We start from the raw sequence: 15,958 nt of genomic DNA on the forward strand, positions 1-15,958 counted from the left end.
AAGTGCTGTTATATCTTTAGGAAAATATACATAAATCAATTTACGGAGGTTTACAAAATGAGCAATTTGTTAACTAGGTTACACTTGATAGCCTCGCAATTTACCATTTCCCCCGATCAAATCCGCCAAATAGCGAATGACTTTGAAAGATCAATGCTGGCTGGGTTACATGGATCACCTAGCACACTAAAAATGTTACCTTCCTATCTAAGTAAACCTTCCGGAAAAGAAGTCGGTACGTTCCTAGCTTTAGACTTTGGTGGCACTAACGTTAGAGTGCTCTTAACAGAGTTATTTGGCCAGGGGCAGTTCACGGTACACGCTCGAGGGGGTAAACCTCTTAAAGATAGAGCAGAAACATATAATCATATTTCCGGGAAATCTACTGCCGAACAGTTATTTGACTTTATTGCGCAGCAAATTGCTACTCTTGTAAAACCTGGTATTATATATCCTTTAGGTCACACCTTTTCTTTTCCCACGGATCAAACTGGTCTAAATACAGGCACACTCATTCATTGGACGAAGGAAATTGAAACAACAGGCGTAGAGGGTGCCAATATTACAGCTCTTCTAAAAGATGCATTGCTAAGGCAAAATCTTTCTAATGTTGTTCCAGAGGCTATTATCAATGATACGGTAGGTACATTACTCGCTGCAGCTTATACGAATCAATTCACCGATATTGGCTCTATATGCGGCACAGGCCATAATACAGCTTATCTTGAACCCTCCCCTCCCTGGACAAAAGAGCCAATGATTATCAATATGGAATCAGGTAACTTTGATCAACTCCCCTTTACACATTACGATATGTTATTAGATACTGGTAGTGAAAAACCTGGTGCCCAACGACTTGAAAAAATGGTTTCAGGTCATTATATTGGTGAACTTGTACGCATCATTGCCTGCAGCTTGTTTGATGAAGGTCTGCTAGCAGCAAACTCTAGCCGCGAGGCATTAACTGCACCTCACATATTAAATGGTGCCCATATATCACTCCTCTTAGAAGATGAAACTCCAGAATACTCAAATATTAAATCATTCTTAGAAAAAAGTCTTAAAATCGTAGGCTCTACAAAAGAAGATCGTGAATCGTTAAAAAAGATAGCTTCTTTTGTGTCAACTCGCTCAGCGCGCTTAGTCGCTGCCACATTTTTAGGTATTATTCATCATATGGATCCAAACTTGGCTGAGCATCATAATATTGCTATTGATGGATCACTTTATGAAAAGACTCCAGGCTACGCCGAAACGATTAATCTAACCTTAGCCCAAGAGCTGGGCAACAAAGGAATGAATGTAACAACAAGCCTCACCAAAGACGGTTCTGGTATTGGTGCAGCAATCGCAACTGCCATTGCTGTTACAATGAAAAAAGAATAACCTTTCCTCATCCAAAAGAGTGATTGTATACCAATGGTAACAATCACTCTTTTCCTATCGCTATTCGTTTATCATAGAAATAAAATATTTATGGATACGATCATCTTCTGTCAATTCCGGGTGGAATGCGGTTACAAGTATCTTTCCTTGTCTCGCAATGACTATTTTATCTCTTACCTTAGCTAGAACCTTTACGCCTTCGCCTGCTTTTTCAATGTATGGTGCACGGATAAAAACAGCCCTTAACGGTTCTACGCCAAATTCAGGTACCACCATATCGGCCTCAAAACTTTCCCGTTGGCGACCAAAAGCATTGCGACGTACTTCAGCATCCAATAATCCTAAACGAGGCTGATCACTATCTATGATGTCTTTCGCTAGCATAATCATACCGGCACAAGTACCATAGACCGCCATACCCTGGCTAACTCTACTCTTAATTTTATCCATTAATCCCCATTGGACCATCAACTTGCCAATGGTAGTGCTCTCTCCGCCAGGGATAATTAAGCCAGCTACATCATCCAGTTCTTCTGGTTTTCTAATTTCAATCGCTGTTGCGCCACAGCCTTCAAGCATCCAACAATGCTCACGAAAAGCTCCTTGTAATGCCAGAACCCCTATCTTCATTTATTATCCCTACCTTCTAGCCTTTTACCAGCCACGCTCTTGCATGCGCTCATGCTCTGGCAAGGTAGAAATCTCAATCCCTACCATAGCTTCACCAAGATCGCGGGAAACTTCGGCCAAAATTTTAGGGTCATTGTAATACGTAGTGGCAGCAACAATCGCTTTGGCTCTTTTTACAGGATCGCCGGATTTAAAAACACCAGACCCGACAAAAATCCCATCGCAACCCAAATGCATCATAAGGGCTGCATCTGCTGGAGTCGCAATACCGCCTGCTGCAAAATTAACAACTGGCAGGCGCCCTAATTTTTTAACTTCCATAACAAGTTCTAGCGGAGCAGCAATATTCTTAGCGAAGGCAGCTACTTCTTCATTCGGCAAGTTTTGCAATTGGCGAATTTCGCTCATCACCATGCGGATATGCTTTACTGCCTCTACTACATTACCTGTTCCCGGTTCGCCTTTTGTTCGGATCATAGCGGCCCCTTCACCAATACGACGCAAGGCTTCGCCAAGGTTTTTTGCACCACAAACAAAAGGAACTTTAAATTGGTGCTTATCAATATGATATTTGTCGTCAGCAGGAGTTAATACTTCACTTTCATCGATATAATCTACACCTAACGATTCTATGATTTGGGCTTCTACCAAATGACCGATTCTTACTTTAGCCATAACTGGTATGGTTACAACATCCATAATTCTTTGAATAATCGTAGGATCCGCCATACGAGCAACCCCACCTGCAGCTCGAATATCTGCTGGTACACGTTCTAATGCCATAACAGCACAAGCCCCAGCTTCCTCGGCAATTTTTGCTTGCTCAGGAGTAGTTACGTCCATAATGACGCCACCCTTAAGCATTTCTGCTAAACCAGCTTTTACACGAAAAGTTCCTTGTAACATCTATCTTACCTCCATCTGTACCTATCATTTATATAGGTTTCTTATATATAGATACGACATGATTACACTTTCTCCTGCAATCATTTAACTAAACTGCAATAAATGTGGTATTACATTTACTTCATATTTAGCTTAGTCCGTACTGAATGTACTATTTCTTGAGCAAAGGGCCCCAGGTTATCATCTGCATAGGACTTCATTATTCCAGCGGCTACCTGTCTTATTGCGCTTTTAATTATTGCTGGATCTGTGATTTTATTATCTTTTAATTCCCTTTCAATACTTACTGCTGCTTCAATCGCCTTTTGGGCCGCTATTGTATTAATCTTTTGCACCACATCAGCATCACCTACGATTACTTGCCCGATTAACTGAAAAACTTCTACTGCTATGGGCACTAATTCCTTGGGAGATTGATTTACTATAATGACTGGTCTCTCTCCGAAAGCCATCTCACCTGCATGTCCGATAAATTTGACAGATATGCATTTCACATGGGAAGCAGCAATGCTATTAAGTGTATGTTGCCCTACATTTGTAGCTATATTCATAACAGTAATCGGTTCATTCAATTGGTTCAATTCTTTAATACAAGTAATGACTTCCCGATCAGGTAAAGCTAGAAGAATTGATTTTATTTTCACGATTTCCTTTAAATTATTGGCAACAGAGGCCCTCAGTTCTTCCGCTATCAAATTCATCCGTGTAGTATTCTTATCAAATAAATAAAGCTCACAATGGTCTGCCAAAATAGTTGCTAACACACTTCCCATACGACCTATTCCTACCAAACCGATTTTCATATAAACACCCCAATATTAGCCTATGATCTGATTGGATACTCTATGTCATTAGACAATCTTGAGCCTGATACTTACCAATTAGAATTTCACATCCAACAGCAACGAAAAATAGAAATCAACAAGTTCTCCTTGATTATCTATCTCTCCTATTTAAAATTTTTATGCCAATTTCATTGAAAAATCTTATATCGTAAATAAAAGAAGAGATGGTTCATGATAACTCATAAACCATCCCCAAAAGTACAATGCCATGAAGCACCCTTTATAATTTTGCGTTAATTTCCTCTATATCACTTTCACTAATTGGACCAAACCAGGATTCTAATTTACTCTTTGCCTTATTCTTTACTTCTTCATCAACATACACAGACACAACAGCTAATGCAACTAGCAAAGCTCCAAAGTCATCCGTATATCCAATAAATGGCGTAATATCTGGTATTGCATCTATCGGAGAAATAAAATATCCCAATACGCCAATGATAATGGCTTTGGCCTTCATCGGTACGTTGTCTTTTTGCAACGTATAATACAGAAGCAGCACCACATATACCAGTTTTTTACCAGCCTTGGCAGCAAATCGCCCTATTTTTTCAAACAACTTCTTTTCAGAATATTTTTCTGCATATGTATCATAATCTTTATCATCCATACCAAAACCTCCTGCAAATCCTTCATCTTACTTTTTCGCTGCCTATCTACCTTTCCCTCTAAAAAAATTTTATATACTGATGTGAATACGACAGCCAAGTCAAATTATTAAAGTAAAAGACCATCCTCCTGCAAAAAGCTGAAGGATGGTCCTCTTACTTAATAACTTTCACCTTTAAACTCACTAATACTTAATGTATTTTCCCTCGTATCATTCGCTGTTACAGCTACTATGTCACCAACTTTAGCCAAGGGAACCTTGGGTGAGGTAGAAACACTCCCTACAAAAATTCGATTATCGCCCTCTAACATAAAGTAGAAATAAGAATCTCCACCTTTAACAACTTGGGAAATGCGACTGATCTTACCTTGCAATTTTATTGTTTTATTTTCTTGACTAGGAATGAACTGATTTCCCTTACTCGCTAATACCTGTTGATACGTTCGCAAACTGCTTTCGATGTCAGCCCCTACGCCTACTAAATTATAATTTTCTACAGAAATAAAAGAAACAGCTTTTAGTAACCCTTCTTTATCTTTTAAAGGAGCAATGTAGGTAGGCACACCGCCAATATTATATAGAATAGGATATCCTGCACGGTACGATTTTTCCTGCACTTGACCTTCAGCGGATTTTTTAGCCCCTGCTTCATCAGCTCCAGATACCTTATACCATTTTGCTTCTTTTGTACGCGAATTAATCAAAATGAAACCGACAGAGCTTCCATCCTTCCCTGAAGATGTAATACCCGTATACCAATATACCTTATCATCATTGCCATAAATAAGATGAAGATCAGTACCAGTTGGCTTTAATGTACCTGTTTTAGCAAAAATGCTATTCCAGAATCCATTAATATATTCACCCCAATCACGAACTTGCCGATAAATAAGTTCTTCAGGCTGCACCCTGTCAACCCAACGAGGTAAATCTTCTATACTATATCTCGCAATTTCTCCCGTTTGCGCATTAACAGTAACTGCGCCAACTGCATCAGCACCATGATAACCTATTTTATTCTTATACAAAGTAACAACCCAGTAAGGGTTCAGATCATCATCAACTTCAAAAGAATAATCCGTAGTACCAATTGTGAATAAACCATTGAAGTAAACGTATCTTGGCAAATAATCAAAGAGAAAGCCTCTCATTTGATATTTCAAAAATACTTCTTTTCCGTTTATATTTTGAATTAGGCGTACATCTTGCGGATTAGTGGCTGAGACCATTACATAGCCTTTACTCCCCTTACTATGATTCGTTAGCCATTGAAAGATACCACGATGTTCTAGGGGAGCAACATAATATAATTTATCCTGTACCTTCTGCAACGATAACTCGCCTATTTGAACTTCACTACCTAATGCAGGTACTTCACCAATCTTCTTCTCTGCTAATTTTCGGGCTGTTTCATCATCTACTATTCGTATTTGAGATAAATTAATTGGCTCAATATCAGAAGTAAAAGAACTCTCGCTTACTTCTCCTAACAGCTCCCTGTAAGAATTACTATACAATATCGGTGCACTCGTTAAGATAGGTAAAATTAATAAGTTACTTACACCAATTACCAGTAATATAATCCCTACGATCCCCAGCATCTTGTAACGTTTGAAATTTTGTCCATTATTTTGATAATTAGCAATATCAACAACGTGTGGCCTTTCTTGAAATAATTGTGGGAATATTTTTTTTAAAAGTTCTCCCCAGGCTGTCTTAGCAATAAACTGTCTAAATTTATTAAGTAATATTAATGCCGAAACAAAGAGTAAAACAATTCCCCAGGCAATAATTAAGTTAGACCAATCTGTAAATCCGAAAGCCAATACAGGCATTTCCATAAAGAAGTATAAAAAATTGATTACAAAAAATACTATTATAAGAAATGGCAACACATTTATTCACTCCTTGCAAATATTAACCATACTACCTTAAAACACTATTCGCCATGAGGCTATCCTCATCCTTCTCTAATTGTTACTAAACACCATCTTATTATTAGTGAGCTTATAGCGTCAAATAACCCTCCCCTTATATATTATGAAAAAGTATTCTAATATATTGCCATCCTGCATTATAATTTAACGTAATGTTAACACCAATTATGTTATAATTTATATATCTATAAAAAGGTAGGTGTTATCATGAAAACCGTCGCATTAATTGCCCACGATCGTAAAAAGGAATCTATGCTTGCTTTTGTAAATCAACATCGAGATATTTTAGCAAAACAAGATTTATTGGCTACAGCCACTACTGGACGTCTTATTAAGGAAAACACTGGATTAGAGGTTACTACCTATCTATCTGGTCCACTGGGTGGTGACCAACAAATAGGTGCACGCATTGCTAGCCAAGAAGTTGACTTGGTTATATTCTTGAGGGACCCTTTAACAGCACAACCTCATGAGCCCGATATTACAGCACTTCTGAGAGTTTGCGATGTACATAATGTGCCTGTTGCTACAAATGAAGTCTGCGCACACTTACTTGTTTCAACATTAGATTAATATATATTTACATTCCTTTAAAAGAATGAAAAGTAGGGGCGGTTTTACGCAACCCCTACTTTTTATTGTGAACATTTTTTGTAATTACATACATTTATTTAGCTAATCAGCCGCTTTCTTAGAAAGTACACGGGTACTGGTGCTAAAATAATTGTAAATATCAACAAGCTTATAACATGCTGCCACAACACCATGCTAATACTACCAACTACTAATCCACGACATACTTCCACGCTATGATACAGCGGATTAAGCCAAGCTAACGTCTGCATCCATCCTGGCATAGATGAGACAGGAAAAAAAACACCAGCAAATAGATACATTGGTGTTGTTACTAAGGTAATATAATAATTCAAATAATCGATATGATTAATCAACCCCGTATATGATAAAGCCATTAAAGAAAAAACGGCTCCAGGAAAAATAAGAAACAGAGGAATTAACAAAGACCATACCGACTGTACTTGTCCCATAGCAGCAATCACCATTAAAATGACAATGCCAAAGACAATATTTTTAACAATACCAAATAATACTTCACCTATAACTACATCAGTCACAGTCGCAGGTCCAGCCAACATGGCGTGAAATGTTTTCTGATAGTGTAAACGAACGAAACTAGAGTAGGTACACTCGAAAGTCGCTGCCCACATAGCCGCAGAAGCAACCATTCCTGGTGCAATAAACTGAATGTAGCTCATGCCACCCATATCTTGTACATAGGCCCCGAGACCAAACCCCATAGCTGAAAGATATAAAAAAGGTTCCAAGACATTTAATACCGTATTGGACCACAAAGTACGACGAAATACAATTAGATGACGCTTTAAAATGCCCACTGCCGTTTTCATTCTTCGTCCCTCTTCCCTGTCAATTTCAAAAATACATCTTCTAAATTAGTAGGTCGTAGATAGCAAACGCGCTCAGATAATCCGAGGTCCCCTAGCTTATTCCATAGGCTCTTACCATCATTAGTAAAAATAAATAAGCTATCAACAATGTACTCTGCCCTACCGCCCATTTCTTCGATTTTCTCATTGATTTGGGAAGGCAGCAAAGCAATAGGGATTCGTACTTCTATCACGAAGGGTAATACATACTGGCGAGTTAATTCCTCAGGACTACCCTCTGCTAATATTAGCCCGTCATTCATAATTACTAATCTGTCACATAGCTGTGCTGCCTCTTCCATATAATGAGTCGTCAAAATCATGGTAACTCCCTCTTCTTTAAGACGCCTAAGCTTTTGCCAAACCAAACGACGAGCTTGGGGATCAAGACCCGTTGTTGGCTCATCTAAGATAATTATTTGTGGGTTATTAATAAGAGCTCTAGCTATCACTAACCTACGTTTCGCTCCACCAGAGAGTAACTCAACATTTACATCGGCTTTATCTGCTAACCCCATGAACTCTAACAACTCTTGCCCATATTCTCTTGATTTCTTACGTGTAATACCAAAATATCCGCCATAAACCTCTAGATTTTCGATAACAGATAAGTCTGGGTCTAAATTATCTTCCTGTGGCACAATGCCAAAAATCTGCTTAATATGAGGTGGGGTAATAGGCTGAATTCTCTCACCAACAATTTCAAGAAAACCCTCATCCACTGTAGACAGTCCATATATCATTTTCATAGTAGTAGATTTACCTGCCCCATTATGGCCTAGAAAACCAAAGCACTCTCCTTTGTTAATGCCAAAAGAAATACCCTTTAAAGCACGAAAACCTCCATATGTCTTTGCTAAGTTTTCAGCTTGAATAACAAAACTCATTATTAGCCTCCTATGACCTATTTACATCCACCCTAATTAATAGTAAGAAAGAACAGCCGCTATATTCGTTAGGCTGTTCTTTTTTCACTATAATATTTTAACTATATTGTACATAGAATCTCGTTCAGCAGGAATACGCCCTGTCTGACGAATGGCCGCAATAATATCTTCTTTACTGAGAGATGTAGCTGATTTTGCTCCTGCAGCGTGCATTATTTTTTCTTCACTTACTGTACCATCAATATCATTTGCACCAAATCCTAATGCCACTTGGGCTATAGGCAATGTTAGCATAACCCAATATGCCTTAATATTTTTAAAATTATCTAGCAACAAACGAGAAATTGCCATAGTTTTAAGCTCATCCCATACGGAAGTCCGGTCAACCCGTTTACCGAGCTCCGTATTATTCGGATGAAAAGGAAAGCAAATAAAAGTCTGAAAACCACCCGTTTCATCCTGCAACTTTCGTAAGGATAATAAATGATCTACGCGCTCCTCAATTGTCTCAATATGCCCATATAGCATACTAGCATTACTGCGAATTCCCAATTTATGGGCAGTACGGGCCACCTCTAGCCATTCTGTTGCCGTTGCTTTCTTGGGGCAAATTTCTGCCCTCACTCGGTCGGATAAAATTTCTGCCCCACCCGCTGGCATAGAATCCAGCCCTGCATCCTGTAACTCTTCTAATACTTCCGTAACAGACTTACCAGAAATCTTCGCAAAATAAGTTATTTCTACGGCTGTAAAAGCCTTCAAATGAATGTGAGGTAATGCCTTCTTTAATGCCCTTATAACGTCAACATAATATGTAAAAGGCCAATCCGGATGAAGCCCACTTACTATATGTAATTCTCTAAGATCACTGTCTTTAGCGGCTTGTGTAGCAATTTCTAAGGCCTTCTCTTTTGTCATTGTATAAGACTGGGCGCTATCCGCATCACAGCCGAAGGCACATAAGTCACATCGAGCAGTACAAACATTTGTTAGGTTAATATGGCGGTTGACATTAAAATATACATAGTCACCACTCACACGTTGTCTAACTATATCTGCTAAATAACCCAACCAAGTCAAATTATTACTTTCAAATAGAGCAATGCCGTCTTCCCTCGTAAGTCGAATCCCGTTGATAACCTTTTTCTCTATTTCATCTAAAATTTTATTCAAATAATGACACTCCTTCCATTTTGTATTCTTCCCCAAAAAAGCATTGTCTTCCTGCAAAATAGTAAAAAAACATATAATATATAAAAAAACACTCACAAAAAGTGAGCGTTTTTTCTTTAACCAGCAACTATCTATCCTCCCAGGCCGTTTCCAACCAAGTACTTTCGACGTATAAGGGCTTAACTACTGTGTTCGGTATGGGAACAGGTGGAACCCCTTAGCTATCGCCACTGGATTTTAGAAGTACATATTTTCATATGTTCCTTCAAAACTTCACAGAAGAAAGACTACATGTTAGTCGTTAGTAGCTGCGCTACTAACTAAATTAAGTCAAGCCCTCGTCCTATTAGTACCAGTCAGCTGAATCCATTGCTGGACTTACACACCTGGCCTATCAACCTTGTCATCTACAAGGGGACTTACTAGCTTACGCTATGAGAGACCTCATCTTAAGGCTGGTTTCACGCTTAGATGCTTTCAGCGTTTATCCTTTCCGAACGTAGCTACCCAGCTGTACCCCTGGCGGGATAACTGGTACACCATTGGTTCGTCCACTCCGGTCCTCTCGTACTAGGAGCAGTTCCCTTCAAGTCTCTTGCGCCCGCGATGGATAGGGACCGAACTGTCTCACGACGTTCTGAACCCAGCTCACGTACCACTTTAATGGGCGAACAGCCCAACCCTTGGGACCTACTACAGCCCCAGGATGTGATGAGCCGACATCGAGGTGCCAAACCTCCCCGTCGATATGGACTCTTGGGAGAGATTAGCCTGTTATCCCCAGGGTAGCTTTTATCCGTTGAGCGATGGCCCTTCCACGCGGTACCACCGGATCACTAAGTCCGACTTTCGTCCCTGCTCGACCTGTACGTCTCGCAGTCAAGCTCCCTTCTGCCTTTGCACTCTTCGCGCGATTTCTGGCCGCGCTGAGGGAACCTTTGAGCGCCTCCGTTACATTTTCGGAGGCGACCGCCCCAGTCAAACTGCCCACCTGACACTGTCCTTAATGTCGTTACTATTAAAGTTAGAATTCCAGTAAATAAAGGGTGGTATCCCAACAATGACTCCATACATACTAGCGTACATATCTCGCAGTCTCCCACCTATCCTGTACATCATTTACCAAAATTCAATGTCAGGCTACAGTAAAGCTCCATGGGGTCTTTCTGTCCAGTCGCGGGTAACCTGCATCTTCACAGGTATTTCAATTTCACCGGGTCCCTCGTTGAGACAGTGCCCAAGTCGTTACACCTTTCGTGCGGGTCGGAACTTACCCGACAAGGAATTTCGCTACCTTAGGACCGTTATAGTTACGGCCGCCGTTTACTGGGGCTTCAGTTCACACCTTCGAATTGCTTCTAAGCACTCCCCTTAACCTTCCAGCACCGGGCAGGTGTCAGCACCTATACGTCAGCTTTCGCTTTAGCAGGCACCTGTGTTTGTGGTAAACAGTCGCTTGGGCCTCTTTTCTGCGACCCTCTTTAGCTCATACCGCAAGGGTAATCACCTAAAAGGGCTCCCCTTCTCCCGAAGTTACGGGGACATTTTGCCGAGTTCCTTAACGAGGGTTTTCCCGCGCACCTTAGGATTCTCTCCCCGCCTACCTGTGTCGGTTTGCGGTACGGGCACCCACAGCCTCGCTAGAAGCTTTTCTTGACAGTGTGGGATCAGTAAGTTCATCGCTATCGCTAGCAACTCCCCGTCACTCCTCAGGCTATTCGTTTAGCGGATTTGCCTACTAAACACCCTACAAGCTTAGACGCATTTCTTCCATTCATGCGATTACTTACCCTTCTGTGTCACTCCATCACTCAAACGGATGTGGGTGGTACTGGAATGTTTGCCAGTTGTCCATCGCCTACGCATTTACGCCTCGGCTTAGGCCCCGACTTACCCTGAGACGACGAGCGTTGCTCAGGAAACCTTAGGCTTTCGGTGGACAAGATTCTCACTTGTCTTTTCGCTACTCATACCGGCATTCTCACTTCTATATACTCCACAGCTCCTTACGGTACTGCTTCAAAGCGTATAGAACGCTCCCCTACCACTTGTACCAAAGGTACAAATCCATAGCTTCGGTTCCGTACTTTAGCCCCGGACATCTTCGGCGCAAAACCTCTCGACCAGTGAGCTATTACGCACTCTTTAAATGGTGGCTGCTTCTAAGCCAACATCCTGGTTGTTTCTGAAGTTCCACATCCTTTGCCACTTAGTACGGCATTTGGGACCTTAGCTGATGGTCTGGGCTGTTTCCCTCTTGACTACGGGTCTTATCACTCGCAGTCTGACTCCCAAGGTCCGAGTACAGCCATTCGCAGTTTGACAGAGTTCGGTAACCTATAAGGCCCCTAGCCCAATCAGAGCTCTACCGTCTGTACTTATTTCTTGAGGCTAGCCCTAAAGCTATTTCGGGGAGAACCAGCTATCTCCGCGTTCGATTGGCATTTCACCCCTATCCACAACTCATCTCAAAACTTTTCAACGTTCACGAGTTCGGTCCTCCACGCAATTTTACCTGCGCTTCAACCTGGCCATGGATAGATCACTGCGGTTTCGGGTCTACAACAACTAACTATTCGCCCTATTAAGACTCGCTTTCGCTGCGGCTCCACATCTTCTGCTTAACCTCGCTAGTTACTGTAACTCGCCGGTTCATTCTTCAATAGGCACGCTGTTGACCACATAAGGGTCTTCAACTGCTTGTAGACATACGGTTTCAGGTTCTTTTTCACTCCCCTCCCGGGGTGCTTTTCACCTTTCCCTCACGGTACTATACGCTATCGGTCGCCAAGGAGTATTTTGCCTTGGAGGGTGGTCCCCCCTGCTTCCCACAAGGTTTCACGTGTCTCGTGGTACTCTGGAACTCGGCCATCTTGCTCTGCTTTTCGTCTACGGGACTGTTACCCCCTATGGTCTACCTTTCCAGGTAGTTCGACTAAGCCTGACTCGAATTATGCCGGTCCTCAACCCCGAATCAGTAAACTGACTCGGTTTGGGCTCTTCCCCGTTCGCTCGCCGCTACTTAGGGAATCTCACTTGATTACTTTTCCTCTGGGTACTTAGATGTTTCAGTTCCCCAGGTGCCCTCCTCATACTCTCAGGTATGGGTAACAGTGCATTACCACTGTTGGGTTTCCCCATTCGGAAATCTAGGGATCAAAACCTGCTTGCGATTCCCCCTAGCTTATCGGAGCTTACCCCGTCCTTCATCGGCTCTTGGCGCCAAGGCATCCACCGTATGCCCTTATTAGCTTGACTTATGTCTTGCTAATCGACTGCTCATAAATGAACAATCATTAGTGGTGTACAATCCCAAAGGATCATACGTTTTTTAAAAAATCCTAACATGCTCGGTAATCACCCTAATATTGCTATTAGAATTATTACTTTGCTTTCTTCTGTGCAGTTTTCAAAGAACATATAAGGTACTACATTTCTTATCACTACAATTTCTTGTAGCAACAAGGACGTATTCCCTCAAAACTAAGCAATGTAAGTAGATGAACAACCAGATGTGTCGACCTTGGATTAGAACCATGTATTTCAATGATTCAAATCTCCATAGAAAGGAGGTGATCCAGCCGCACCTTCCGATACGGCTACCTTGTTACGACTTCACCCCAATCACTGATCTCACCTTCGACGGCTGGTTCCATTGCTGGTTACCTCACCGGCTTCGGGTGCTCTCAACTTTCGTGGTGTGACGGGCGGTGTGTACAAGGCCCGGGAACGTATTCACCGCAGCATGCTGATCTGCGATTACTAGCGATTCCGACTTCATGCAGGCGAGTTGCAGCCTGCAATCCGAACTGAGAGCTTGTTTTTGGGTTTGGCTTCACCTCGCGGCTTCGCTACCCTCTATTAAAGCCCATTGTAGTACGTGTGTAGCCCAAGACATAAGGGGCATGATGACTTGACGTCATCCCCACCTTCCTCCGTGTTATCCACGGCAGTCTCCCATGAGTTCCCACCATTACGTGCTGGCAACATAGGATAAGGGTTGCGCTCGTTGCGGGACTTAACCCAACATCTCACGACACGAGCTGACGACAGCCATGCACCACCTGTCTATCTGTCTCCCGAAGGAGAACTCTCTATCTCTAGAGTCATCAGACGATGTCAAGCCTTGGTAAGGTTCTTCGCGTTGCGTCGAATTAAACCACATACTCCACCGCTTGTGCGGGCCCCCGTCAATTCCTTTGAGTTTCAACCTTGCGGCCGTACTCCCCAGGCGGGGTACTTATTGCGTTAACTCCGGCACTGGAGGGGTCGATACCCCCAACACCTAGTACCCATCGTTTACGGCCAGGATTACCGGGGTATCTAATCCCGTTCACTACCCTGGCTTTCGCGCCTCAGTGTCAGACACAGTCCAGAAAGTCGCCTTCGCCACTGGTGTTCCTCCTAATATCTACGCATTTCACCGCTACACTAGGAATTCCACTTTCCTCTCCTGCACTCAAGAATAACAGTATCCAAATGCTTCACGGGGTTGAGCCCCGAACTTTAACATCAGACTTATTATCCCACCTGCGCGCGCTTTACGCCCAATAATTCCGGACAACGCTTGCCACCTACGTATTACCGCGGCTGCTGGCACGTAGTTAGCCGTGGCTTTCTTGTCAGGTACCGTCATTACAACACATTATTCACATATCGCACATTCGTCCCTGAAAACAGAGTTTTACGATCCGAAAACCTTCTTCACTCACGCGGCGTTGCTCCGTCAGACTTTCGTCCATTGCGGAAGATTCCCCACTGCTGCCTCCCGTAGGAGTCTGGGCCGTGTCTCAGTCCCAGTGTGGCCGTTCATCCTCTCAGACCGGCTACTGATCGTCGCCTTGGTGAGCCATTACCTCACCAACTAGCTAATCAGACGCAGACCCATCTTCTAGTGGTAGCTTATAAATAGAGGCCACCTTTAGTATCTTAAATATGCATCTAAAATACAACATTCGGTATTAGCACCACTTTCGCAGTGTTGTCCCCATCTAGAAGGTAGGTTGTCTACGCGTTACTCACCCGTTCGCCACTAAGATTCCATTGCTGAAATCTCCGTTCGACTTGCATGTGTTAGGCACGCCGCCAGCGTTCGTCCTGAGCCAGGATCAAACTCTCCAATAAATTATATTAGAGAACCTTGATGGCTCTTTAAAAAACTAGCTTTTTGTCAATCTCACCGAAGTGGATTAACTTTGTTTTGTACTCAAACGAGTACCGCACATCTGGCTTATTTTAACCTTACTTACATTGTTTAGTTTTCAAGGAACACATTACCGCTTCTTAAGGCGGATCTCTATGTTAACACGTTTGTTACAGCATGTCAACATTTTTCTTTTAGCACTTATTGCCAGTCTCGCTGACAACTTACCTAGCATAACATCAAGTCACACGTTATGTCAAGTACTTTTTTTAGAAGAACATCCTATTATGGTGTTCTAACTGGCAGCTACCTATCCTCCCAGCTCGTTTCCAAGCAAGTACTTTCGGCGTATAAGGGCTTAACTACTGTGTTCGATATGGGAACAGGTGGAACCCCTTAGCTATCGTCACCAGATTGAAGCAGCGAACCAAAACTTTGATGTTTTTCCAAAGTTTTTCGTAAGTCGCGACCTTAGCATTACAATGCTAACATCATTTTAACTCTACGACTCGTTCACGTACTGAAGCTTACCTTTTTTTAGAGAAAATAATAGAGCACTCACAAAATAATGAGTGCTCTAACCGGCAACTACCTATCCTCCCAGGCCGTTTCCAACCAAGTACTTTCGGCGTATAAGGGCTTAACTACTGTGTTCGGTATGGGAACAGGTGGAACCCCTTAGCTATCGTCACCGGATTAAAGTTTTTAAAGAAGTACATATTTTCATATGTTCCTTCAAAACTTCACAGAAGAAAGACTACATGTTAGTCGTTAGTAGCTGCGCTACTAACTAAATTAAGTCAAGCCCTCGTCCTATTAGTACCAGTCAGCTGAATCCATTGCTGGACTTACACACCTGGCCTATCAACCTTGTCATCTACAAGGGGACTTACTAGCTTACGCTATGAGAGACCTCATCTTAAGGCTGGTTTCACGCTTAGATGCTTTCAGCGTTTATCCTTTCCGAACGTAGCTACC

General features: G+C 42.2%; 10 protein-coding genes and 6 rRNA genes (1 of these 16 running past the window's edge). 2 read left to right on the forward strand and 14 right to left on the reverse strand.

From position 1 onward, the window contains the following. Positions 1–57 precede the first annotated feature (57 nt). Entirely contained in the window at positions 58–1,386 is a 1,329-nt protein-coding gene (locus UFO1_RS22060) for a hexokinase family protein (RefSeq protein ID WP_038674264.1), read from the forward strand. Between the two features lie 60 nt (positions 1,387–1,446). Here the strand turns inward: UFO1_RS22060 and pdxT are convergent, their stop codons facing one another. From pdxT to UFO1_RS22085, 5 genes are all read right to left on the reverse strand, one after another. Next, complete coding sequence (gene pdxT / locus UFO1_RS22065; protein WP_038674266.1) at positions 1,447–2,016, reverse strand: pyridoxal 5'-phosphate synthase glutaminase subunit PdxT; 570 nt, start codon at positions 2,014–2,016, stop codon at positions 1,447–1,449. 24 nt (positions 2,017–2,040) lie between these two features. Continuing rightward, complete coding sequence (gene pdxS, locus UFO1_RS22070; protein WP_038674267.1) at positions 2,041–2,922, reverse strand: pyridoxal 5'-phosphate synthase lyase subunit PdxS; 882 nt, start codon at positions 2,920–2,922, stop codon at positions 2,041–2,043. Positions 2,923–3,038: 116 nt separating this feature from the next. Continuing rightward, positions 3,039–3,725: an NAD(P)-binding domain-containing protein gene (locus UFO1_RS22075; RefSeq protein WP_038674270.1), complete on the reverse strand. Its 687-nt coding sequence runs from the start codon at positions 3,723–3,725 to the stop codon at positions 3,039–3,041. A gap of 262 nt (positions 3,726–3,987) precedes the next feature. Continuing rightward, complete coding sequence (locus UFO1_RS22080) at positions 3,988–4,377, reverse strand: YkvA family protein (protein ID WP_038674272.1); 390 nt, start codon at positions 4,375–4,377, stop codon at positions 3,988–3,990. Positions 4,378–4,535: 158 nt separating this feature from the next. After that, entirely contained in the window at positions 4,536–6,272 is a 1,737-nt protein-coding gene (locus tag UFO1_RS22085; protein WP_038674274.1) for a hypothetical protein, read from the reverse strand. A 249-nt stretch (positions 6,273–6,521) separates the two neighbouring features. Here UFO1_RS22085 and UFO1_RS22090 point away from each other — a divergent pair, with 249 nt between their 5' ends. After that, a complete protein-coding gene (locus UFO1_RS22090) occupies positions 6,522–6,887 on the forward strand; it encodes a methylglyoxal synthase (protein ID WP_038674276.1) in 366 nt (121 codons plus the stop codon). A 98-nt stretch (positions 6,888–6,985) separates the two neighbouring features. Here the strand turns inward: UFO1_RS22090 and UFO1_RS22095 are convergent, their stop codons facing one another. The 9 genes from UFO1_RS22095 to UFO1_RS22135 form a co-directional block, all read right to left on the reverse strand. After that, the gene (locus UFO1_RS22095; RefSeq protein WP_038674278.1) at positions 6,986–7,738 is read right to left on the reverse strand and encodes an ABC transporter permease; all 753 of its coding nucleotides are present in this window, start codon (positions 7,736–7,738) and stop codon (positions 6,986–6,988) included. Continuing rightward, positions 7,735–8,664, reverse strand: coding sequence for an ABC transporter ATP-binding protein (locus tag UFO1_RS22100; protein ID WP_038674280.1), 930 nt, complete (start codon positions 8,662–8,664; stop codon positions 7,735–7,737). The genes UFO1_RS22095 and UFO1_RS22100 overlap by 4 nt, the downstream gene beginning before the upstream one ends. Before the next feature lie 87 nt (positions 8,665–8,751). Next, on the reverse strand, positions 8,752–9,837 hold the full coding sequence (gene mqnE / locus UFO1_RS22105) for an aminofutalosine synthase MqnE (protein ID WP_038675565.1): 1,086 nt from the start codon (positions 9,835–9,837) through the stop codon (positions 8,752–8,754). Positions 9,838–9,955: 118 nt separating this feature from the next. Next, positions 9,956–10,072, reverse strand: a 5S ribosomal RNA gene (gene rrf, locus UFO1_RS22110). Between the two features lie 91 nt (positions 10,073–10,163). Further along, a 23S ribosomal RNA gene (locus UFO1_RS22115) occupies positions 10,164–13,095 on the reverse strand. 307 nt (positions 13,096–13,402) lie between these two features. Beyond that, positions 13,403–14,961: ribosomal RNA gene (locus UFO1_RS22120) — 16S ribosomal RNA — on the reverse strand. Between the two features lie 316 nt (positions 14,962–15,277). Further along, positions 15,278–15,394 (reverse strand): 5S ribosomal RNA (gene rrf / locus UFO1_RS22125). A 165-nt stretch (positions 15,395–15,559) separates the two neighbouring features. After that, positions 15,560–15,676 (reverse strand): 5S ribosomal RNA (rrf, locus tag UFO1_RS22130). A 100-nt stretch (positions 15,677–15,776) separates the two neighbouring features. After that, positions 15,777–15,958 (reverse strand): 23S ribosomal RNA (locus UFO1_RS22135); it runs 2,750 nt beyond the window's last position. The 16S, 23S and 5S rRNA genes sit together here, the layout of an rRNA operon.

The sequence above is a fragment of the Pelosinus sp. UFO1 genome (assembly GCF_000725345.1).
Lineage (GTDB): Bacteria > Bacillota > Negativicutes > DSM-13327 > DSM-13327 > Pelosinus.

Coding starts and splice junctions, on each gene's coding strand:
- UFO1_RS22080 (WP_038674272.1), bottom strand. CDS start 4,377: ATGGATGATAAAGATTATGATACATATGCAGAAAAATATTCTGAAAAG.
- UFO1_RS22060 (WP_038674264.1), top strand. CDS start 58: ATGAGCAATTTGTTAACTAGGTTACACTTGATAGCCTCGCAATTTACC.
- pdxT (WP_038674266.1), bottom strand. CDS start 2,016: ATGAAGATAGGGGTTCTGGCATTACAAGGAGCTTTTCGTGAGCATTGT.
- UFO1_RS22075 (WP_038674270.1), bottom strand. CDS start 3,725: ATGAAAATCGGTTTGGTAGGAATAGGTCGTATGGGAAGTGTGTTAGCA.
- UFO1_RS22095 (WP_038674278.1), bottom strand. CDS start 7,738: ATGAAAACGGCAGTGGGCATTTTAAAGCGTCATCTAATTGTATTTCGT.
- pdxS (WP_038674267.1), bottom strand. CDS start 2,922: ATGTTACAAGGAACTTTTCGTGTAAAAGCTGGTTTAGCAGAAATGCTT.
- UFO1_RS22090 (WP_038674276.1), top strand. CDS start 6,522: ATGAAAACCGTCGCATTAATTGCCCACGATCGTAAAAAGGAATCTATG.
- UFO1_RS22100 (WP_038674280.1), bottom strand. CDS start 8,664: ATGAGTTTTGTTATTCAAGCTGAAAACTTAGCAAAGACATATGGAGGT.